A 20,828-nucleotide genomic window follows, 5' to 3' on the forward strand; every position below is an offset into this window, starting at 1 on the left:
CATGAACCATCCTGAATCATATCGCGGACAACAGGTTGTTGTGCTCGGACTGGCCAAGAGCGGCGTGCAGGTTGCCAAAGTGCTGGACCGTGCGGGAGCGAAGGTCACAGTTAATGATAAAAAAGAGAGGGAACAGTGTCCCGAAGCATCCGAATTGGAGGCTTTGGGAATTTCTGTTGTATGCGGAGGTCATCCGGATGATCTGATTCACACCGGTGTGAAGCTGGTGGTCAAAAATCCGGGCATCCCTTATCAGGCACCTCCAGTGCAGCAGGCCCTTTCATTAGGAATCGAAGTCGTGACAGAAGTGGAAGTTGCATACCATCTCTGTGCTGCGCCAATGATTGGCATTACAGGCTCCAACGGTAAAACAACGACAACGACATGGGTTGGCAAAATGCTGGAGCAAGCAGGTTTGAAGCCAATCGTTGCCGGAAATATCGGTACGCCACTCAGCGAAGCCGCAGAACAGGCTGCTGCCGATAACTGGATGGTCGTTGAACTCAGCAGTTTCCAGCTTAAAGGGACTGTTGACTTCCGTCCTCGGATCGCGAGCTTGCTTAACGTTGCAGAGACACATTTGGATTACCATGGGGACATGGATGATTATGTGGCTTCCAAGGCCAAAATATTTGCCAATCAGCATCCCGACGATGTAGCCATTCTGAACTGGGATGATCCTGTGTGCCGGGGGCTGGTTCCTTATATTAAAAGCAGGCTGCTTCCGTTCTCCTTGACAGAGAAGCTGGATGCTGGCGTGTACGCTGATCCTCCTTACGTGGAAGGAGAAGATGATGATGTGAAGCGTCAGGTGATATATGCCGACGGGCAAGGCAATCATCACATTGTCATTGATGTGGAGGACATCGGCATTCCTGGACGCTTCAATGTGGGAAATGCGCTAGCCGCGGTAGCCATTGCTGTAGCGGCTGGAGCTGACCCTGCTGTGCTTGCGGGGCCCCTCTCCGAGTTTAAGGGGGTTGAACACCGTTTGGAGTATGTACTGCAGCATAACGGTGCAACGTACTACAACAATTCCAAGGCTACCAATTCGAAGGCTACAGTGATGGCACTGAACTCCTTCAAGGAGCCGGTTGTATTGATCGCTGGAGGACTGGATCGAGGCTCAGACATGATGGAGCTGTTACCTGTGTTCCAAGAACGGGTGAAAGCGGTCGTTGCTCTCGGAGAAACACGTCAGAAAATCGCCAAGGTTGCTGAGCTGGCGGGATTAAAGCAAATTAAGGTCGTCGATAATGAGGAGGATGCTGCCCGGACGTTAACCGCTGCAGTAACGGAAGCGTCGCTGCTTGCGGCCCCAGGTGATGTTGTCTTACTGTCACCAGCGTGTGCAAGTTGGGACATGTTTGCTTCTTATGAAGAGCGGGGACGCATTTTTAAAGAGGCGGCGCATAACTTGTAAGTAGGGGGGTGGAAAAGCCCCTACTTCCATGCAAGGGGTGGCCTCCTGATGAAACAGACGCGACCGGCGCCGGATATCTGGCTCCTGATTTGTATTGTGGCATTGCTTGCCATCGGCATTATCATGGTCTATAGTGCAGGCTCGGTGCTTGCCTTTCATGACTATGGCGATTCATTTTATTTTGTCAAAAGACAGCTGTTATTCGCAGGACTCGGACTGGCTGCCATGTTTGTTACAGCCAATGTGGATTACCGGGTCTGGCGGAAATATGCGAAGCCGATATTGATTGCCTGTTTTATTATGTTGATCGCGGTGTTGATCCCTGGGATCGGTGTGGTTCGAGGTGGGGCGCGAAGCTGGCTCGGCATTGGTTCATTCGGTATTCAGCCTTCTGAATTCATGAAGCTGGGCATGATTTTGTTTTTGGCCCATTGGTTAAGCAAGGAGCCGGGGAAGATCAAAACATTCACAACGGGCCTGTTGCCTCCGCTCGGATTGATTGGGCTCGCTTTCGGAATCATTATGCTGCAGCCCGATTTGGGGACAGGCACCGTGATGATGGGTGCATCCATGCTGATTATTTTTACGGCAGGAGCGCGGATGAAACATTTGCTGCTGCTTGCCCTTGGCGGTGCTGCGGGATTCGCTGCATTGATTGCGGCTGCTCCCTACAGATTGAAGCGAATAACGGCTTTTCTGGACCCCTGGTCAGATCCGCTTGGTGCCGGTTATCAAATCATACAATCGTTATATGCGATCGGTCCTGGCGGCCTGGCGGGATTGGGACTGGGGATGAGCCGGCAAAAATACAGCTACGTGCCTGAACCGCAAACGGATTTCATTTTTTCCATTTTGGCTGAAGAGCTTGGTTTTATCGGTGGTCTGATTGTACTCCTCTTGTTCCTGGAGTTGGTCTGGAGGGGGATGCGTGTTGCGATGACCGTACCGGATCCTTTTGGCAGTTTGCTGGGTGTCGGCATTATCGGAATGGTGGCAGTACAGGTCATTATTAATATCGGCGTTGTCATCGGGCTCATGCCGGTTACAGGGATAACCCTTCCACTGATTAGTTATGGCGGATCATCCCTAACCTTGATGCTGACAGCATTAGGCATATTATTGAACTTATCACGTTATGCGAGGTGACTATGCGATGCGAGTCGTACTAAGCGGCGGCGGTACCGGTGGACATATCTATCCGGCCGTTGCCATAGCAAGGCAATGTGAGGCGGAAAATCCCGACTCGACATTTTTATATATTGGAGGTACCCGCGGGCTGGAGAGCAAATTGGTGCCGCAGGAGAACATTCCGTTTCAATCCATTGATATTACAGGTTTTCGCCGAAAGTTGTCCGTGGACAATCTGAAGACGGTGATGAGATTTATTCAGGGCGTTCGTAAATCGAAAAAAATGCTGAAGGAATTCAAACCTGATGTAGTCATTGGTACGGGTGGCTATGTATGCGGACCTGTCGTCTATGCGGCAGCCAAGCTTGGTATTCCAAGTGTTATTCATGAGCAGAATGCGATTCCAGGCTTAACCAATAAGTTTCTCACTCGTTATGTAGATACCGTTGCGGTTAGCTTTGAAGGGTCCGAGAAGGCGTTCTCCGGTGCCAAAAGAGTAGTATACACGGGTAACCCGCGGGCAACTACGGTAGCCAAGGCCAGTCGGGATCGGGGCTTTGCCACATTGGGGGTGCCGATGGACAGCAGAGTTGTGCTGGTTGTTGGTGGCAGCCGGGGGGCAAAAGCGATCAATAAAGCGATGGTGGACATGGCTCCCATGCTCGAGAAACTGGACGATGTACATGTGGTTTATGTAACGGGCGAATCCTATTTTGACGAAACACGGGAAGCGATCCGCAGTTCACTTGGAACGATGCCAAACCATTTGCATGTGCTTCCTTATGTTCACAACATGCCTGAAGTGCTTGCCTGCACTTCGTTAATTGTGAATCGTGCAGGGGCTTCATTCCTGGCAGAAATTACATCGCTCGGCATCCCGTCCATTCTGATTCCGTCACCCAACGTGACAAACAATCACCAGGAAGCCAATGCGCGTACTCTGGAAGGCGGGGGTGCGTCAGTAACCATGCTGGAGAAGGATCTGTCGGGAAAGGTACTGTATGAAGCTATTGCCAGCATCATGAATGATGAAGCAGCACGCAAACGCATGGCAGCTGCTTCCCGGGAGCTTGGCAAGCCGGATGCGGCCGAGGTGCTGGTGAGTGAGATTCGAAGGCTTGCTGTACGCGAGTAAAGTGCGTTCTGGGCGATTGTCACACACAAGGCAGGACTGACATAAGATACCGTATAAATTGTGACAATCGTTCCATGGCGCCATATCACGGTTTGCTCAGAGACTGTGCTCGGCGGTTTGAGGCAAAGGAGGATTCAAGCATGCATCAGTGGATATCAATACTATCCCAGAATAATGTCGGTATGATCCTTGAAAACGAGCCGCTGGCCAAATACACCACATGGAAAATCGGCGGTCCTGCGGACGCGCTGGTTATACCGGAAAACAAGGAACAGATGGTTCATCTCGTTCAATTGCTGCATCACCATCAGATACCCTGGATGCAGCTTGGACGCGGATCAAACATGCTGGTGTCTGACAAGGGAATACGCGGCATTGTCGTGAAACCAGGGAATGGCTTCGATTACGCGGAGTTTCACGATGACGGCGTAACGGCAGGAGCAGCACATTCCTTTGTGAAACTCAGTGTGGTTGCTGCCAAAAAGGAGTGGACCGGACTGGAGTTTGGCAGTGGTATTCCCGGAACCGTCGGTGGAGCTGTGTATATGAACGCTGGTGCCCATGGATCGGATGTGTCACGCATATTTCATTCCGCTGAGATTGTGCTGGAGACAGGCGAATTGGTACGTTACAGCAAGGAGGACATGGAATTTGCGTATCGCCACTCTGTACTGCATGAACGGAGAGGCATTGTGCTTGAAGCTACATTTGTCCTTCGGCAAGGCGAGCGCAAAGTCATTTCGGAAACGGTGGCGGCTTACAAAGACCGCAGACGCCTAACCCAGCCACTGCAGATGGCTTGTGCAGGCAGTGTATTCCGAAATCCACCCGGTGACCACGCGGCCCGGCTGATTGAAGCAGCAGGGCTAAAAGGATTGACACAGGGAGGCGCACAGGTATCCACCATGCATGCCAATTTTATTGTCAATACCGGTCAAGCAACAGCAGAGGACGTTATCACCCTTATGCAGCAAATTCAGAGCACTATATCATCTCAAAACGGTATTAACCTGGTACCGGAAGTCTTCGTAGTGGGTGAGCGGTAAACCCCGGAGGTGATACATTGGACAAATTGGTGATTGAAGGCGGGAAACCCCTCTCAGGATCCATACGCATCCATGGAGCAAAAAATGCCGCTTTACCGATCATGGCTGCAAGTTTGTTGGCAGATGGAGAGGTTACCCTGCACAACGTTCCGCACTTGCTGGACATTGAAGTAATGCTGTATATCCTGGAACGGCTTGGATGCACGTGTCGGCATGAACAGGGAACAGTGACGATAGATACGTCGTCCATCCGGTCATATGATGTGCCTGAGGATCTAATGAAACAGATGCGTTCTTCCATTTTTTTGATGGGGCCATTGCTGGCTAAGTTTGGGCAAGTATCCGTGTATCAGCCAGGTGGTTGTGCTATTGGAGAACGCAAGATTGATCTTCACCTCCGGGGCCTGGAAGCGCTCGGAGCATCGATTGAAGAGCAGGATCAACAGATCATCTGCCGTGGACCTGAGCTGGTGGGTACCGATATCCATCTGGACTTCCCGAGTGTGGGAGCCACGGAGAATATCATGATGGCAGCCGTTATGGCTGAGGGCACAACTACGATATTTAATGCAGCCCGAGAACCTGAAATTCAAGATTTACAGCATTTTCTAAACGCTATGGGTGCAAGTATTATTGGAGCTGGTACCAATACAATCACGATTAACGGTGTGGATAAACTGAGTCCATGTTCCTATGAGATCATACCTGATCGGATTGTGGCTGGAACGGTTATGATTGCAGCTGCAGCAACACGAGGTAATGTCACCCTGACGCACTGTAACCCGGCACATCTTACTTCACTTATACATGTGTTGAAGCGCACTGGTGTTCAAATCACAGTCTGCAATGATATAATGACGGTGAGCTGTATGAGCCGTCCCAAATCCGTGGACCGCATTGTGACATCGCCGTACCCTTCGTTTCCTACAGACTTGCAGTCTCAAATCATGGTTTTGCTAAGTCTGGCGGACGGGTTCAGCGTGATGAAGGAGACGGTATTCGAGGGACGTTTCAAACACGTGGATGAGCTTAACGTTATGGGTGCAGATATTTCAGTCGATCTGAATGCAGCCTTTATCCGTGGTGTCCCCCGATTATACGGAGCTACAGTTGAAGCAACCGACCTGCGAGCAGGTGCAGCTCTGGTTATTGCTGGCCTTGCAGCCCAGGGAAAAACGGTTGTCGAGCAAGTGCATCATATTGACAGAGGGTACGACCGTATCGAGAAGCTGTTCCAAAGTCTTGGAGCTTCGGTTGAGCGACAGTCCCCCGTTTCGAAACAGCTGGATTTTGCCAATTAACGTCCTTTGAGTCCCCTTCTTCGTGAGTTGCGGGAGGGGACCGAAGGCTTTGTGGAGCGCGACCTATGCCTAAAAGTCAAATTCCGGTTCTGAAGAAGAACCGGCCCAAAGGAAACACAAGCCGTAAAATTGTTCTTATTCTGTTACTTCTTTTTATTGTATTGCTTGCCGTGCTGTTCTTTCGCTCTTCCATGAGCCGGATTTCGAGCATTGAGATTACGGGTAATGTATACACGACAACTTCCGAACTACTGGAGAAAAGTGGTCTGAAGGAAGGCGATCAGTTTTTCGGGACAAGCTCCGCTGAGGTGATCGAGCGTTTGAAGATGTTTAAGGCGGTAGCGAATGTAACGGTGGATAAACAATTCCCTGGCATTGTTCATATTAAGATTCAGGAGTACCCGACCGTTGCCTATGAACTTGGCTCGGATGGTACACTCCAGGCCATCCTGGCCAGCGGGACAAGCTTGACCGTCCCGGCCAATATTGGAATTGCTGTGGAGAAGCCCATTTTGACACAGTGGAAAGCGGGTGATCCGCTCAAGGAAAAGCTGAGTGAGACTCTTGCCAAGATTCCAAATGAATTGACGACGGATATATCGGAAATTATTCCAAACCCGACGCCTTCATTCCCGGATCAGATCCGGTTGTACACCAAATCACAGTTTGAAGTGATTACCACGATCTCTAAGCTGCCGGATAAGGTGGAGTATTTGAACCAGGTTATTGAGACCGAGAGGCCAGGGAAGATCACGATGCTGGAGGCAGATACCTATGTGCCTTTCATCGCAGATGACCCTGAAGATGATGCAGAGCTGGGAGCAACACCCTGATGTTCTTGCTAATCAGCTGCGACAGGTAATCAAAAGTCCAAGCAGGGTCGGGGTTTGACCCTGTTTCATCCGTGAAAGTTATTCTTTCTGAGATGGAGAAAAAATGATACACTTGAACTTATGGCACATCAGTTGTCTCCTTCTTTTTTCTTCAAGGTTTTATGTCTCGCAACCAGATCTTGCCACCCAAAAAAATTGTAGAAAAAAGAGGGAAAGCCTAACGTGTGTTGAATATGTTTTAAGAGTGTTTAAACCCGAACGTATTTTACTATTGGAGTCAGGAGGTGCCACAGACTTGAGCAACAATGACATCATTGTTAGTTTGGACATCGGTACATCCAAAATTCGCGCTATTATTGGGGAAATTAATAATGGAACCTTTAATATTATTGGAGTTGGATCTGCCGACTCGGAGGGAATTCGCAAAGGTGTAATCGTAGATATCGATCAGACGGTGCAGTCGATCCGCAATGCAGTGGATCATGCAGAACGTATGGTAGGTATTCAAATATCCGAAGTATATGTTGGAATCTCGGGAAATCATATCGGACTGATGAGCAGTCACGGCGTCGTGGCAGTGTCTAACGAGGATCGTGAAATCGGAGAAGAAGACATGGAACGGGTGTTGAAAGCAGCCGAGGTGATTGCGGTTCCGCCGGAACGGGAAATTATTGATGTTGTCGCCAAGCAGTATGTTGTAGACGGCTTGGAGGGCATACAGGACCCCCGTGGTATGATTGGTGTTCGACTGGAAGTTGAGGCAACGATCATTACGGGTGCAAAAACCGCGATACATAATCTTTTGCGCTGCGTTGAAAAAGCGGGTCTGAAGGTAAGCGATCTGGTGCTCATGTCACTGGGAGCAGGTCAGCTTGCTTTATCCAAGGATGAAAAAACGATGGGATCTGTTCTTGTTGATATTGGAGCAGGTGCAACAACCATCGCTGTCTTTGAAGAAGACAGTCTTGTTGCAACGTCAACGCTGCCTATTGGCGGTGAGTTTGTTACGAACGACATCGCATATGGATTGCGTACGCTAACAGATCAAGCCGAAAAGGTGAAGTTGAAGTACGGTTGTGCATGGCTTGATGATGCTGCGGCCGACGTCATGTTCAAAGTAACACGAATCGGTAGCAATGTGGACAAGGAATTCTCTCAGGAAGACCTCGCCGCAATTATCGAACCGCGTGTTCAGGAAATATTCCAGATGATTTCCCAGGAAGTGAAGCGCCTGGGTTACACAGAGCTTCCCGGAGGTTATATACTAACGGGAGGGACCGTCTCGATGCCAGGTGTTCTGCAAGTAGCACAGCATGAGCTTGCTGCATCGGTTCGAATTGCAGTTCCGGATTATATCGGTGTACGCGACCCGGGCTACACAAGCGGGGTCGGCATTTTACACAGTGTAATTCGCAGTTTGCGTATTCGTCCATCGATCAGCAGCGGCGGTGGCAGCAACAATAATAACAACAACAAGAAACCGACCAACCGTGTTAAACCGAGTGCGTCTCCGGAATCGGAGCAAAAACCGGGTTTGTTCGAACGGCTGAAAAATATGTTCAGCGAATTTATATAACAGGTTGAATCTATTTCATACTTCTAGAAGCCGTCTGAATGCGCTGGTATTAATATATACGCTTTCGTTCGTCGATATATGAAATTGATTCGGTTCAATCAAAAAATTGGACGGGCCATCCATGCACATTGAGGGGGAGATGGAATAATATGTTGGAATTTGATTTCGAGATGGAGAGCTTGGCTCAAATAAAAGTCATCGGTGTAGGCGGCGGCGGCAGCAACGCAGTCAACCGTATGATCGAAAATGGTGTACAAGGTGTGGAATTTATAACGGTGAATACGGATGCGCAAGCATTGCATCTGGCTAAATCCGAACATAAATTGCAAATCGGTGATAAATTAACTCGAGGTCTTGGCGCGGGTGCCAACCCGGACGTAGGTAAAAAAGCAGCGGAAGAATCCCGTGATCTGATCATGAACACATTGAAAGGTGCGGACATGGTATTTGTTACAGCCGGTATGGGCGGTGGTACAGGTACGGGAGCAGCTCCAGTTATTGCTGAGATTGCCAAAGAATGCGGTGCACTTACCGTTGGTGTGGTTACTCGTCCATTTACATTTGAAGGACGCAAACGCTCCAGCCATGCAGAGCAAGGGATTGAGGCTCTCAAGGAAAAAGTCGACACGCTGATTGTCATTCCAAATGACCGTTTGCTGGAGATTGTGGACAAAAAGACACCAATGCTTGAAGCGTTCCGTCAAGCAGATAACGTATTGCGTCAAGCGGTACAAGGTATCTCGGATTTGATCGCTGTACCGGGTCTGATCAACCTTGACTTTGCAGACGTAAAAACCATTATGACTGAGCGTGGATCTGCCCTGATGGGAATCGGGGAAGCAACTGGTGAAAATCGTGCGGCTGAGGCAGCTCGCAAAGCGATCATGAGTCCTTTGCTGGAGACGTCTATTGAAGGTGCGCGCGGGGTTATCATGAACATCACCGGTGGCATTAACCTGTCACTCTATGAAGTCAATGAAGCCGCAGAAATTGTCACGTCTGCTTCCGATCCGGAAGTGAACATGATCTTTGGTGCCATCATTGATGAAAATCTGAAAGAAGAAATCAAGGTTACGGTTATTGCAACTGGTTTTGAAGACAAGCCTGTTTCACCACCACCAGGACGCAAACCGACACCTGCGAGTGAGCCTGCTGAAAACCGCTCGCCGAATCTGCGCCCATTCGGGAATCAGCCGAGCAACGATCAGCTGGATATTCCGACATTTTTGCGCAATCGTTCACGCAATAATAACAACGACTAAAACTGCATTTATTTTCAATCCAAACCCGGTTCTCCTTATGGAGATACCGGGTTTTTCTGTCTATATACAGCGTATCACACACGAATGAACAAATTCTGAACAATGGGCATGAGGAATTCCGACAAAAAAAGTTGAAACGATGCCCCCATGATTAGACAGACTTTGAACAGGGAGCTCCTTATACTTGTGTGTATGCTCATAGAATATCGGAACAACGTTAACCCGATATTTGGTACGAGGCAGGTGAAGAGTTGGTCGTTTATGTAGATCTTATTTTTTTGACAAACCTGTGTATTGACGGTGCACTCATCGGACTTACAGCCTGGATGCGCAAAACGAAGCTGGTCTGGTGGAGATGGCTGCTGTCTTCCATTGTGGGGGCCCTCTATGTCGTCATGATGTTTGTGCCGGAGTTTGATTTTATGTTCACCTTTTTGATCAAGTTTGGTTTGTCACTGGTGATGCTGTTTATCGCATTTGGTTTTAAGGGCCTCCAGGTTTTCATGAGGAATTTGGGCACCTTCTATGTCATTAACTTCGTCGCTGCCGGAGGCATTTTAGGGATACACTATATGCTTCAGAGTACAGGCGAGCTGTTTAACGGTATCTGGTTTACAGCTTCGGGCGGAATGACTTTTGATCTGAAGATCGCCTTCTGGTTTACCTTTATCGTATTCTTTGCCGTGCTGTTTTTATTCAAAGCCGTGCAAAGTTCCAAGCGCAAATCAGACCGTATGACAACCTATCTGGGACAAGTGCAGGTTTTTATCGACGATGTAAATATTTCTTGTACAGGCCTCGTGGATACCGGTAATCAACTAACGGACCCCCTGTCCCGTTTGCCGGTTATGGTGATGGAGGTTTCACTGTGGCAAGACATGCTGCCAGCTTCCTGGAAAGGAAGGTTGAAGGAAGAATCGCCGGACAACCTTATCATGGAGCTGGATCAGGAGGACTTCCGCTGGCAGGGTCGATTAAGACTGGTGCCCTATCGAGGTATTAACAAAGGGACTGCATTTATGCTGGCGATCAAGCCTGATCGGGTGAGAGTGACATTGGATCAAATGTGTTACGAGACAACAAAGGTTTTAATCGGGCTGGATGGCGGAGTATTGTCGTCAGAAGGAAAGTACCGTGCGGTCATTCACCCTGAGCTTGTGCAAGACGCTGCCTCTGCGCAGTCTACGGCTCTCTCTGCGGGAGCAACAGAAAAGCCGCTGAATGTGGTATAGGAGGAACGTACATGCTTGTGAAATGGAAACTGGTGGCGCAGCTGCAGTATTACCGTCTGTTATTTCTGCTTGGTTTGAAAAGTGAGGAAATTTATTATATTGGAGGCAGTGAAGCCCTGCCGCCCCCTCTGACACGGGAAGAAGAAGAGTTTTTGCTGCAAAAGCTCTCTTCAGGGGATGCGGCGATTCGTGCCATGTTGATTGAACGAAACCTTCGCCTGGTTGTGTATATCGCTCGCAAGTTTGAAAACACAGGCATTAACATTGAAGACTTGGTTTCCATCGGAGCCATTGGGCTCATCAAGGCCGTCAACACGTTTGATCCGGAAAAGAAGATCAAGCTGGCAACGTACGCCTCCCGTTGTATTGAGAATGAAATATTGATGTATTTGCGGCGTAACAGCAAAATTCGTACAGAAGTTTCTTTTGACGAACCACTCAACATTGATTGGGACGGAAACGAGCTGTTATTATCGGATGTCCTCGGAACCGAGAACGATACAATCTATCGGAATATTGAAGAGCAGGTAGATCGAAAGCTTCTGCACAAGGCATTGGAAAAATTAACCGAACGCGAGCGAATGATTATGGAGCTTCGCTTTGGCTTGACGGACGGGGAGGAGAAAACGCAAAAAGACGTTGCGGATCTGCTCGGAATCTCCCAATCCTATATTTCTCGTTTGGAAAAAAGAATCATTAAAAGACTCCGCAAGGAGTTCAATAAGATGGTCTGATGGAGAGTAATTTTTATAATGGGTATTAATGGCAGGGATGCCAGGGACGAATAAAAAAGCCTGCCCCGGAGATAATGTACATTAATGTTTCTCCTTGGGAGGTAAATCACGATGACCCGAAACAAAGTCGAGATTTGTGGTGTGGACACCGCAAAATTGCCTGTCCTTACCAACACAGAAATGCGGGAATTGTTCCATTCCCTTCAGCAGCACCATGATCGCTCAGCAAGAGAGAAATTAGTGAATGGCAACCTGCGGCTTGTACTCAGTGTCATTCAGCGCTTTAACAATCGGGGGGAGTTTGTCGATGATCTGTTCCAGGTTGGATGTATCGGCCTGATGAAAGCCATTGATAATTTTGATTTATCCCAGAATGTCAAATTTTCAACGTACGCAGTACCGATGATTATCGGTGAGATCCGTCGTTATCTGCGTGACAATAACCCGATCCGGGTATCCCGTTCTCTGCGGGACATCGCATATAAGGCGCTTCAGGTTCGTGACAGCCTGACCAATAAAAATTCTCGTGAACCGACAATATTCGAAATCTCCGAAGCATTAAATGTGCCCAAGGAAGATGTTGTTTTTGCACTGGATGCCATTCAGGATCCGGTATCACTCTTCGAGCCGATCTATCATGACGGTGGAGATCCAATCTATGTGATGGATCAGATCAGTGATGACAAAAACAAGGATGTGTCCTGGATTGAGGAAATAGCACTGCGGGAGGCTATGCATCGTCTTGGTCAGCGGGAAAAAATGATTCTGTCCATGCGTTTTTTCGAAGGGAAAACACAGATGGAAGTCGCCGATGAGATCGGAATTTCCCAGGCTCAGGTATCCCGTCTGGAGAAATCCGCGATACAGCAGATGCAGAAACACGTGAAGACGTAAACTTGTCTTAATTCATGAAGACGATCAAACGGGTGTGATACTCGGTTGGTCGTTTTTTTATTTATAATTATTCGACATCAGAAATGAAGATAATCACAATCCAATAAACGCCATAAACAAAATGCTCAATCTCAGATCAAGGATTACTTATTTCAGCGAGGTGCCGAAAAACAGGACATTTTTCGCCCATAAAACATATATTGTATAGAAGCGGTGAACGGTATAAGCGGATTAGGCAGGGGGCGAGTACAGATGAAAGTGAACACAGGTGAGTCGGCGGCAAGAGGAATGAAGATCTCGGATTTTCAGACCAAAGATGTCATTAACATAACGGATGGCAAACGTCTGGGTCAGATTAGCGATCTGGAGCTGGATTTGAAGCAGGGGCGGATTGAGGCCATCGTTGTACCTGGATACAGCCGTTTCATGGGGTTGTTCGGAGGAGGCACGGATCTGGTTATTCCATGGAGGAACATTGTTAAGATTGGTTCGGACGTCATTTTGGTCAAAATGGATGAAGTCAGAGAAACGACCTACGATGAGCGAGATCGTGAAGCTCGAATGTATGATGAGCAGCAAAGCAGCCGCGTGGAGCGGGTCGAACGCCTTGAGCGATTGGACCGCTCCCAGCGCCGAACGATATAATCGAGACAGAACGTGGCTCATTTGGTACACTGGAAGCTGTGAGGTGAGATAATGGAACCCTTTATTCTGAACAATCAAAATTTCGAACGGGCTGAGGATCAACAGTCAAATGGAGGCCCAGATCCGTTGTTGTTATATGTGGAACCGTGGAGGCAACAGTTTAACCGGATGACGGCGGGATTTACTACAAGGCAGGGCGGAGTCGGTAGTCAACCATACGCCAGTCTAAACTGTGCGTATCATGTTGGCGATGATCCTTCAGACGTACTGACAAACCGCCGTCTTGTGGCTGAGAAGCTGGGCTTTTCCGTGGAAGCCTGGACGTGTGGAGAGCAGGTGCACGGGAAACATGTGGCTGTGATAAGGGCTGAGGATCAAGGCAGGGGCTTGCTGGATCGACAGTCAGCACTGCAGGATACAGATGGTCTTGTCACCAATGTACCCGGTTTGCTGTTGACTTCTTTTTACGCAGACTGTGTCCCGCTGTATTTTTACGACCCAGTGCAGCAAGCTGTAGGGCTTGCTCATGCGGGATGGAAAGGGACCGTAGCCGGTATTGCCCAGTCGATGGTGGAAACGATGGAACGTGAATACGGAAGTCGGCCGCAGGATATCCGTGCAGCCATTGGTCCGTCGATCGGGGATTGCTGTTATGAAGTGGATGAAGCCGTCATGCAGCATGTACGGGTTTGGTTTGAATCTTCTCCGGGTAATGATGAATACAATAACTCTGCGCATGGCCGCGTGTATCATTCATCTGGAAACGGGAAGACGATGTTAAACTTGAAAGAATGCAATCGACACATTATGATGAAAGCAGGAATATTGCCGGATCATATCGAATGTACAACGTGGTGTACAAGCTGCCACCCGGAACTGTTTTTCTCATATCGCAAGGAAAATGGAACAACCGGAAGAATGGCGAGCTGGATTGGGCTGGAAGAGAGGTGACCCTCTGTGTCATTGGAGGAGCGGATTCAACAGGTAAATCAGAAGATCGAAGCTGCGTGCCAGCGCAGTGGCCGTCAGCGCGAAGACGTGAATGTGATTGCGGTTACGAAATACGTCTCGCTTGAAACGACAGGCGCTGTGCTGGATAGCGGCCTTGAGCATATTGGAGAGAATCGCTGGCAGGATGCACAGGCCAAGTGGGAAGCATTCGGTCAGCAAGGGACCTGGCACTTTATTGGTCATTTGCAGACCAACAAAGTGAAGGACGTTATTGGCAAATTTCGCTACATACATTCACTGGACCGTTTGTCTTTGGCGAAGGAGCTGGACAAAAAGGCAGCTGCCTTAGGTACACAGGTGGAAACATTTTTGCAGGTGAATATTTCGGGTGAGGAGAGCAAATATGGATTGCAGCCTGAACAGGCGAGTTCATTTTTGCGTGAGATCAGTAACTTCAGCAACCTGAAGGTCATCGGTCTGATGACTATGGCTCCCCATGAGGAAGATCCGCAGCTTACACGTCCCGTTTTTCGTGGACTTCGTGAGCTAAGAGACCATTTGAATGGACAAGCCCTGACATCGGAACCATTGACTCAGCTATCGATGGGAATGTCCAATGATTTTGAAGTGGCCATTGAAGAAGGGGCGACATGGGTAAGGCTGGGATCAATTCTCGTAGGAAAAGAGGAGGGTTCACGATGGGCGTAATGAATAAATTTATGAATTTCCTTGGACTTCAGGAAGAGGAAGAAATTGTGGAACGCGAACGTCTGGCTGCACAAGAGGACTCAGAGCCGGATCAACAGGAAGCTGAAACCTCCAGTCTTGATAAACGTAGAAACCAAAGGGGGAATAATGTTGTGAGCATTCATTCCCAGAAAAATGTTAAAGTTGTCCTGTATGAACCTCGTTCCTATGACGAAGCTCAGGAAATTGCCGACCACCTTCGTTCACATCGTACAGTCGTTGTGAACTTGCAGCGGGTGCGCCAAGACCAGGCACTGCGTGTTATTGATTTCTTGAGTGGTACCGTATACGCACTGGGCGGGGGTATTTCAAAAATTGGCGGCAACATTTTTCTCTGTACGCCGGATACCGTTGAAATTCAGGGAGCAATTACGGAAATACTGGCTGACAGCGAGCAAGATTACAACAGAATGAGGTGAGCCGCTTTTGTATCAACTTCAACTCGTAGTGTTTTACCTGTTTGAGATTTATTTCTACATGATTATTGGATATGTATTGATGTCGTGGCTTCCGAATGCACGGGAGAGCGTCATTGGTGAGTGGCTTGCCAAATTGGTGGAACCGTATTTGAGTCCTTTCAGACGTTTCATTCCGCCTTTGTTCGGCATGCTGGACATTTCACCAATTGTTGCGCTAATTACTCTTCAACTGGCGAGATCAGGTTTGCTCTCGATCATCAGCTACTTCTGATAGGGTAGGGTGAACATAGATGAGTGGTGAAATTTACGAACATTTTAGCCATGATGAGCGTGATTTTGTGGATAAGGCCTCGGATTGGGTGGAACGTGCAGGCAAGCTTCATGACATGAAGCTAACGGATTTCCTTGATCCAAGACAGGCTTTTATATTGCAAACGCTTGTCAATCGTCGCAATGACGTCCAGATTCGTCTGGACGGAGGCTACGAGGGAGCTGAACGCAAACGTGCGTTGATTGCACCGGATTATCGGTATCTCGATGATGAGGATATGGGTATGCAGGTGCTCAGCATTACGTCAGACGATCAGAAAATTGCTGAGCTGGAGCATGGGGACTACATGGGGGCCCTGCTCGGGCTTGGACTGAAACGCGGCAAGATCGGAGATATCCAAGTGCTGGATGACGGGTGCCACACCGTGGTGGCCGCGGAAACCGGCGCTTTTTTATCGCTTCAATTGAATCAGGTACATCGGGTTCATGTGTTTACAGAGCTTCTTCCCCTGGATCAGATGAAATGGTCTGAGAGCAAGCTGGAGACGATGGATATTACCGTTGCATCCCTGCGTCTGGACGGAATTTGTGCGGATGTGTACCGACTGAGTCGCAGTAAAGTTCTGATTCCCATCAAGGCCGGTCGATGCCGGGTGAATTGGAAAGTGGAGGAAGATCCGTCCAAACCGCTGAAAGCTGGGGACGTGGTTTCCATTCAAGGTTTTGGCCGTTTTAAGGTACTGGAACAGGACGGTATGACCAAAAAGGGACGTTGTCGTGTAAAAATCGGCAAATTTGCTTAGCGGCGTTGCAGGAAAACCCGTTTTCTTGTCGAAATGTTTAAGATAAAGGTGTAAAAAACATTCGCTGTTTCCGATATACATTGAAGTACAAGGTTGTTGTGACCGTATTGGAATCAGAACGTTGATTCTGCAATTGCAAATCGTACAAGTTGCCAGATGGCAGCTTGTTCACGGCCCTTTGGGTCGTACCCATGTGCTGCAAACCTTCTCGGTACGGGAAGGAACTTTAACAGGAGGTGGACAGCATGCCATTAACGCCGCTGGACATACATAACAAGGAATTTTCCCGACGCTTGCGCGGGTATGACGAGGATGAAGTCAATGAGTTCCTGGATCAAGTCATCAAAGATTACGAAGGCGTCATTCGCGAGAACAAAGAGCTGAGCAATCAGTTGCTGTCCGTTCAGGAGAAGCTTGATCATTTTGCCACAATTGAAGAGACGCTCAGCAAAACGATTATCATAGCGCAGGAAGCAGCCGACGATGTGAAGAACAATGCGAAGAAAGAAGCGCAGCTCATTGTGAAGGAAGCAGAGAAGAATGCTGACCGGATCGTGAACGAGTCTTTGGCGAAGTCCCGCAAGATTGCTCTTGAAGTGGAAGAGCTGAAAAAGCAGGCTTCCATCTATCGTGCCCGTTTCCGTACACTTGTTGAAGCTCAGCTCGAACTGTTGTCCCAGGATGGATGGGAAGCACTGGAGAGTCGGGAACAGGAAGTCCGTGACCGTGAGCGGGAAATGAAGGAAATTTATTAGTCAGCCTGCCCGGTTGACTTTTGCCTCTAAAGAGGCTATAACTATATTCATAATGAATAATGATTCCATGACGGGTTCAGTACGTTATGATCTCATCCCTCAGAGAGTTGGCGTTTTGGTGCAAGCCAATGGATGAGTTATAGCCGAATATCTCCCCGGAGAAGTGACGCTGAAGCGGTAATGCATTGCCGTGCGTAAGCGAAACCGTAAGCCGAACGTTATATCGGCACCCTGCTGTAGTGAAGCGGGGCATAAGTGCTGTTGATGACAAAGCCTACCCATGTGATTGGATATGGTTTGTGATGAACAGAATTAGGGTGGTAACGCGAGCATAACCTCGTCCCTTTCCAGGGATGAGGTTTTTTTGTGTCCAAAAAAAGAAGTGATGTGAATTGTGGACGGTCCACGATCCAATTATTGAAAGGAAGATCATAATGCAAAGAGTGGATGTCAAAGAGAAAGCACGTGCCAGAGAACTGCGCATGTTGAACAAGTGGAAATCGGAAAATACGTTTAAAAAATCCATCGAAAACCGCGAAGGCAAACCGAACTTCGTCTTTTACGAAGGACCGCCTACCGCGAACGGCAAGCCGCATATCGGCCACGTGCTGGGACGCGTCATCAAGGATTTTGTGGGACGTTACAATACCATGAAAGGTTACCGTGTTGTTCGTAAAGCAGGCTGGGATACACACGGTTTGCCAGTGGAGCTTGGCGTGCAGAAGAAGCTGGGCATCTCCCACAAGTGGGAGATCGAAGATTACGGTGTGGAGAAGTTCATTAACGAATGTAAAGCGAGTGTATTTGAATATGAGCAGCAATGGCGTGATCTGACAGAAGGCATTGCTTACTGGACGGATATGGATAACCCATATATTACGCTGGACAACAATTACATCGAAAGCGTATGGAACATCCTGGCGACGATTCACGAGAAAGGACTTCTTTATCGGGGACATCGTGTTAGTCCATACTGCCCATCATGTCAGACTACCCTGAGTTCCCATGAAGTGGCACAAGGATACAAGGATGTCAAAGACCTTAGTGCCACAGCCAAATTCAAGCTGGACGACAGCGGCGAATTTGTACTTGCCTGGACGACTACCCCTTGGACACTTCCTTCTCACGTTGCACTTGCCGTTAATCCGGACATGGATTATTCCCGTGTACGTCAGGACAATGAAGTATACATCATGGCAACAAATCTCGTGGAGAAAGTCATGAAGGACTCCAAAGGCGAGTATGAAGTCATCGGGGCACTGAAAGGCTCCGATTTGGTTGGTAAAACGTATGATCCGCCATTCAACTACGTACAGGCTGAGAAATCCAATGTCATTCTGGGTGCAAGCTTTGTAACGGATGCAAGTGGTACAGGGATTGTACACATGGCTCCGGCACATGGTGAGGATGACTACCGCGTATGTCGTGAAAATGGCATCAGCTTTGTCAACATGGTGGACCTTGAGGGTAAGTTTGTGGCTCAGGTTACTGATTTTGCGGGACGTTTCGTGAAGGATTGCGATATTGATATCGTGAGATACCTGTCCGAGAAAGGGCGCTTGTTCAGCAAAGAAAAATATGAGCACAGCTACCCGTTTTGCTGGCGTTGTGATACTCCACTTCTTTACTATGCAATGGACAGCTGGTTTATCCAAACTACAGCGATCAAGGATCAGCTGATTGCAAATAATAGTGAAGTGGAATGGTACCCAGGACACGTCCGTGAAGGACGTTTCGGGAAATTCCTTGAGGATCTGGTGGATTGGAACATCAGCCGTGACCGCTACTGGGGCACACCGCTGAACATCTGGGTGTGTGAAGAAACAGGAGAACAATTTGCTCCACACAGCATTGCTGAGCTGCGTGCACGTGCTGTAGGAGATGTACCAGAGAACCTTGAACTCCACAAACCTTATGTAGACGAAGTCAAGGTACTCAGTTCCTGTGGCAAATATGAAATGAAACGTACACCGGAAGTGATTGATGTCTGGTTTGACAGTGGTTCCATGCCGTTTGCCCAGCAGCACTATCCGTTTGAAAATAAGGAAACATTTGAGCAGCAATATCCGGCTGACATGATCTGTGAAGGGATTGACCAAACTCGCGGCTGGTTCTACAGCTTGCTGGCAGTGTCTACCCTTTTGACAGGCAAGGCGCCGTACAAAGCAGTAATGGCAACAGGACACGTCCTGGATGAAAACGGACAGAAGATGTCCAAATCAAAAGGCAATGTTATCGATCCGTGGGAAGTTATTGAAGAATATGGAACAGATGCGTTCCGGTGGGCCTTGCTGTCTGACAGTGCACCGTGGAACAGCAAACGATTCTCCAAAGGCATCGTTGGCGAAGCCAAATCCAAAATGGTGGACACGTTGGTTAACACACATGCTTTCCTGACGTTGTATGCAACCATCGATGGATTTGATCCACAGGAGCATCCGTTCAAGCCATCAGCGCACAAGCTGGATCGCTGGATTCTGTCCAGATTGAACAGCCTGATTCTGGTTGTGGAAAAGGCACTGTCCGTTAATGACTACCTGAACTCTTCCAAAGCGATTGAAGCATTTGTTGATGAGCTGAGCAACTGGTACATCCGTCGTTCCCGTGACCGTTTCTGGGGCAGCGGATTGACGGAAGATAAACTGGATGCTTACCGCACACTTACAGAGGTGCTGGTGACTACAGCCAAACTGGTTGCACCATTCACACCAATGCTCGCGGAAGATATCTATCTGAACCTCACTGCAGGTGAGAGTGTGCATATGGAAGATTACCCGGCAGCAAATGAAGCGTTGATCGATCTGGATCTGGAGCAAGATATGGAGACAGCTCGCCGAGTGGTTGAGCTCGCACGTAACGTGCGTAACGAAACAGGCATCAAGAACCGTCAGCCGCTGTCCGAGTTAATCGTATCGCTCGATAAAGGATTTGATCTGGCAAGCTATGAAGAGATCATCAAGGATGAAATCAATGTCAAAGGTATTCGTACCGAGCATAACGATGCCGAATTCGTTAATTTTACTTTGAAGCTGAATCTGAAAGTAGCAGGGAAAAAATACGGCAAGAACGTTGGCTTCCTGCAGAATTTCTTCAAGGGCATGTCAGCGGATGAGACTCGTAAAGTGGTGACGGAAGGTGTGCTTAACGTGGTTTCTCCGGAAGGTGAGGAACTGCAAGTGACGAGTGAAGAGCTGCTGGTGGAAAAACAAGCCAAATCCGGTTTTGCCTCAGCGTCCGGGTATGGTCTGACGGTAGCCCTCAACACCGAAATCACAACGGCATTGGAACAGGAAGGTTGGGTTCGTGAAGTTGTTCGTTCCGTACAGGATACACGGAAGAAACTGGACCTGCCGATTGAAAAAAGAGTCCGTCTCACATTGGATGTTGATCCTGAGCTTCAGGCGGCAATCGAGGCATTTGATGAGGTGCTGCGTGAGAATGTACTCGTTACTGAAGTTACATTCGGTACCCATGCAGACATGCAACGCATTGATGCAGGTGGCAAAGCGATTGGGGTTTATATCGAGGTGTAATTAGGACAGAATATAGAGAATAAGCCAACGAGCCTTAGACGCAGGGAGGGATTCCCTGTATCTTGGCTCGTTTGGTTTTTGTGCAAATGGGCAATGATTTCTATTGTGCAGACTCTATAGATACCAAAGGAACTGAGCGAA

At 48.5% G+C, this 20,828-nt stretch carries 20 protein-coding genes and 1 other annotated feature; all 20 genes read left to right on the top strand.

Annotation, left to right across the window (positions count from 1 at the left end; translation table 11 throughout):
* Position 1: 1 nt before the first annotated feature.
* The 20 genes from murD (at position 2) to ileS (ending at position 20,687) form a co-directional block, all read left to right on the top strand.
* Positions 2 to 1,423: a UDP-N-acetylmuramoyl-L-alanine--D-glutamate ligase gene (gene murD / locus AAIH57_RS17470; RefSeq protein ID WP_430022518.1), complete on the top strand. Its 1,422-nt coding sequence runs from the start codon at positions 2 to 4 to the stop codon at positions 1,421 to 1,423.
* A 48-nt stretch (positions 1,424 to 1,471) separates the two neighbouring features.
* On the top strand, positions 1,472 to 2,569 hold the full coding sequence (gene spoVE / locus AAIH57_RS17475; protein ID WP_430022519.1) for a stage V sporulation protein E: 1,098 nt from the start codon (positions 1,472 to 1,474) through the stop codon (positions 2,567 to 2,569).
* Between the two features lie 7 nt (positions 2,570 to 2,576).
* A complete protein-coding gene (murG, locus tag AAIH57_RS17480) occupies positions 2,577 to 3,686 on the top strand; it encodes an undecaprenyldiphospho-muramoylpentapeptide beta-N-acetylglucosaminyltransferase (protein ID WP_430022520.1) in 1,110 nt (369 codons plus the stop codon).
* A 140-nt stretch (positions 3,687 to 3,826) separates the two neighbouring features.
* Complete coding sequence (murB, locus tag AAIH57_RS17485; RefSeq protein WP_430022521.1) at positions 3,827 to 4,732, top strand: UDP-N-acetylmuramate dehydrogenase; 906 nt, start codon at positions 3,827 to 3,829, stop codon at positions 4,730 to 4,732.
* Between the two features lie 17 nt (positions 4,733 to 4,749).
* Positions 4,750 to 6,033 (top strand): UDP-N-acetylglucosamine 1-carboxyvinyltransferase, encoded by a 1,284-nt coding sequence (murA, locus tag AAIH57_RS17490; RefSeq protein ID WP_430022522.1) that lies wholly within the window; start codon positions 4,750 to 4,752, stop codon positions 6,031 to 6,033.
* 65 nt (positions 6,034 to 6,098) lie between these two features.
* Positions 6,099 to 6,866, top strand: coding sequence for a cell division protein FtsQ/DivIB (locus AAIH57_RS17495; protein ID WP_175397542.1), 768 nt, complete (start codon positions 6,099 to 6,101; stop codon positions 6,864 to 6,866).
* Between the two features lie 295 nt (positions 6,867 to 7,161).
* Positions 7,162 to 8,442 (top strand): cell division protein FtsA, encoded by a 1,281-nt coding sequence (gene ftsA / locus AAIH57_RS17500; RefSeq protein WP_430022523.1) that lies wholly within the window; start codon positions 7,162 to 7,164, stop codon positions 8,440 to 8,442.
* Positions 8,443 to 8,591: 149 nt separating this feature from the next.
* Positions 8,592 to 9,704 (top strand): cell division protein FtsZ, encoded by a 1,113-nt coding sequence (gene ftsZ, locus AAIH57_RS17505; protein ID WP_175397544.1) that lies wholly within the window; start codon positions 8,592 to 8,594, stop codon positions 9,702 to 9,704.
* Positions 9,705 to 9,955: 251 nt separating this feature from the next.
* Complete coding sequence (spoIIGA, locus tag AAIH57_RS17510; RefSeq protein WP_175397545.1) at positions 9,956 to 10,936, top strand: sigma-E processing peptidase SpoIIGA; 981 nt, start codon at positions 9,956 to 9,958, stop codon at positions 10,934 to 10,936.
* Positions 10,937 to 10,947: 11 nt separating this feature from the next.
* Positions 10,948 to 11,670, top strand: a complete 723-nt coding sequence (gene sigE, locus AAIH57_RS17515; RefSeq protein WP_095289983.1) for an RNA polymerase sporulation sigma factor SigE — start codon at positions 10,948 to 10,950, stop codon at positions 11,668 to 11,670.
* Between the two features lie 111 nt (positions 11,671 to 11,781).
* Positions 11,782 to 12,564, top strand: a complete 783-nt coding sequence (sigG, locus tag AAIH57_RS17520; protein ID WP_095289985.1) for an RNA polymerase sporulation sigma factor SigG — start codon at positions 11,782 to 11,784, stop codon at positions 12,562 to 12,564.
* Positions 12,565 to 12,816: 252 nt separating this feature from the next.
* Positions 12,817 to 13,209 carry a YlmC/YmxH family sporulation protein gene (locus tag AAIH57_RS17525; protein ID WP_246310997.1) on the top strand — a complete coding sequence of 131 codons (393 nt, stop codon included), beginning with the start codon at positions 12,817 to 12,819 and terminating at the stop codon, positions 13,207 to 13,209.
* A 51-nt stretch (positions 13,210 to 13,260) separates the two neighbouring features.
* A complete protein-coding gene (gene pgeF, locus AAIH57_RS17530) occupies positions 13,261 to 14,160 on the top strand; it encodes a peptidoglycan editing factor PgeF (RefSeq protein ID WP_430022524.1) in 900 nt (299 codons plus the stop codon).
* A 6-nt stretch (positions 14,161 to 14,166) separates the two neighbouring features.
* The gene (locus AAIH57_RS17535) at positions 14,167 to 14,868 is read left to right on the top strand and encodes a YggS family pyridoxal phosphate-dependent enzyme (RefSeq protein ID WP_430022525.1); all 702 of its coding nucleotides are present in this window, start codon (positions 14,167 to 14,169) and stop codon (positions 14,866 to 14,868) included.
* On the top strand, positions 14,859 to 15,326 hold the full coding sequence (locus AAIH57_RS17540) for a cell division protein SepF (protein WP_175397548.1): 468 nt from the start codon (positions 14,859 to 14,861) through the stop codon (positions 15,324 to 15,326). Before AAIH57_RS17535 ends, AAIH57_RS17540 begins: the two co-directional genes overlap by 10 nt.
* A gap of 7 nt (positions 15,327 to 15,333) precedes the next feature.
* Positions 15,334 to 15,597, top strand: coding sequence for a YggT family protein (locus AAIH57_RS17545; protein WP_281366150.1), 264 nt, complete (start codon positions 15,334 to 15,336; stop codon positions 15,595 to 15,597).
* Between the two features lie 19 nt (positions 15,598 to 15,616).
* Entirely contained in the window at positions 15,617 to 16,399 is a 783-nt protein-coding gene (locus AAIH57_RS17550) for an RNA-binding protein (RefSeq protein ID WP_175397549.1), read from the top strand.
* A gap of 121 nt (positions 16,400 to 16,520) precedes the next feature.
* A complete protein-coding gene (locus AAIH57_RS17555; RefSeq protein ID WP_175397550.1) occupies positions 16,521 to 16,673 on the top strand; it encodes a hypothetical protein in 153 nt (50 codons plus the stop codon).
* On the top strand, positions 16,645 to 17,154 hold the full coding sequence (locus tag AAIH57_RS17560; RefSeq protein WP_056696170.1) for a DivIVA domain-containing protein: 510 nt from the start codon (positions 16,645 to 16,647) through the stop codon (positions 17,152 to 17,154). Before AAIH57_RS17555 ends, AAIH57_RS17560 begins: the two co-directional genes overlap by 29 nt.
* Positions 17,155 to 17,212: 58 nt before the next feature.
* Positions 17,213 to 17,502: a binding site (T-box leader), on the top strand.
* An 86-nt stretch (positions 17,503 to 17,588) separates the two neighbouring features.
* A complete protein-coding gene (gene ileS, locus AAIH57_RS17565; RefSeq protein ID WP_430022526.1) occupies positions 17,589 to 20,687 on the top strand; it encodes an isoleucine--tRNA ligase in 3,099 nt (1,032 codons plus the stop codon).
* Positions 20,688 to 20,828: the final 141 nt, after the last annotated feature.

The sequence above is a fragment of the Paenibacillus sp. MABNR03 genome (assembly GCF_050455445.1).
GTDB classification, from domain to species: domain Bacteria; phylum Bacillota; class Bacilli; order Paenibacillales; family Paenibacillaceae; genus Paenibacillus; species Paenibacillus xylanilyticus.

What these genes read in the sequence shown, in the direction of transcription:
- ftsZ (WP_175397544.1), top strand. Translation starts at nt 8,592, where the DNA reads ATGTTGGAATTTGATTTCGAGATGGAGAGCTTGGCTCAAATAAAAGTC.
- sigE (WP_095289983.1), top strand. Translation starts at nt 10,948, where the DNA reads ATGCTTGTGAAATGGAAACTGGTGGCGCAGCTGCAGTATTACCGTCTG.
- sigG (WP_095289985.1), top strand. Translation starts at nt 11,782, where the DNA reads ATGACCCGAAACAAAGTCGAGATTTGTGGTGTGGACACCGCAAAATTG.
- murG (WP_430022520.1), top strand. Translation starts at nt 2,577, where the DNA reads ATGCGAGTCGTACTAAGCGGCGGCGGTACCGGTGGACATATCTATCCG.
- AAIH57_RS17560 (WP_056696170.1), top strand. Translation starts at nt 16,645, where the DNA reads ATGCCATTAACGCCGCTGGACATACATAACAAGGAATTTTCCCGACGC.
- AAIH57_RS17540 (WP_175397548.1), top strand. Translation starts at nt 14,859, where the DNA reads ATGGGCGTAATGAATAAATTTATGAATTTCCTTGGACTTCAGGAAGAG.
- ileS (WP_430022526.1), top strand. Translation starts at nt 17,589, where the DNA reads ATGCAAAGAGTGGATGTCAAAGAGAAAGCACGTGCCAGAGAACTGCGC.
- AAIH57_RS17525 (WP_246310997.1), top strand. Translation starts at nt 12,817, where the DNA reads ATGAAAGTGAACACAGGTGAGTCGGCGGCAAGAGGAATGAAGATCTCG.
- murB (WP_430022521.1), top strand. Translation starts at nt 3,827, where the DNA reads ATGCATCAGTGGATATCAATACTATCCCAGAATAATGTCGGTATGATC.
- pgeF (WP_430022524.1), top strand. Translation starts at nt 13,261, where the DNA reads ATGGAACCCTTTATTCTGAACAATCAAAATTTCGAACGGGCTGAGGAT.
- murD (WP_430022518.1), top strand. Translation starts at nt 2, where the DNA reads ATGAACCATCCTGAATCATATCGCGGACAACAGGTTGTTGTGCTCGGA.
- AAIH57_RS17495 (WP_175397542.1), top strand. Translation starts at nt 6,099, where the DNA reads ATGCCTAAAAGTCAAATTCCGGTTCTGAAGAAGAACCGGCCCAAAGGA.
- spoVE (WP_430022519.1), top strand. Translation starts at nt 1,472, where the DNA reads ATGAAACAGACGCGACCGGCGCCGGATATCTGGCTCCTGATTTGTATT.
- AAIH57_RS17550 (WP_175397549.1), top strand. Translation starts at nt 15,617, where the DNA reads ATGAGTGGTGAAATTTACGAACATTTTAGCCATGATGAGCGTGATTTT.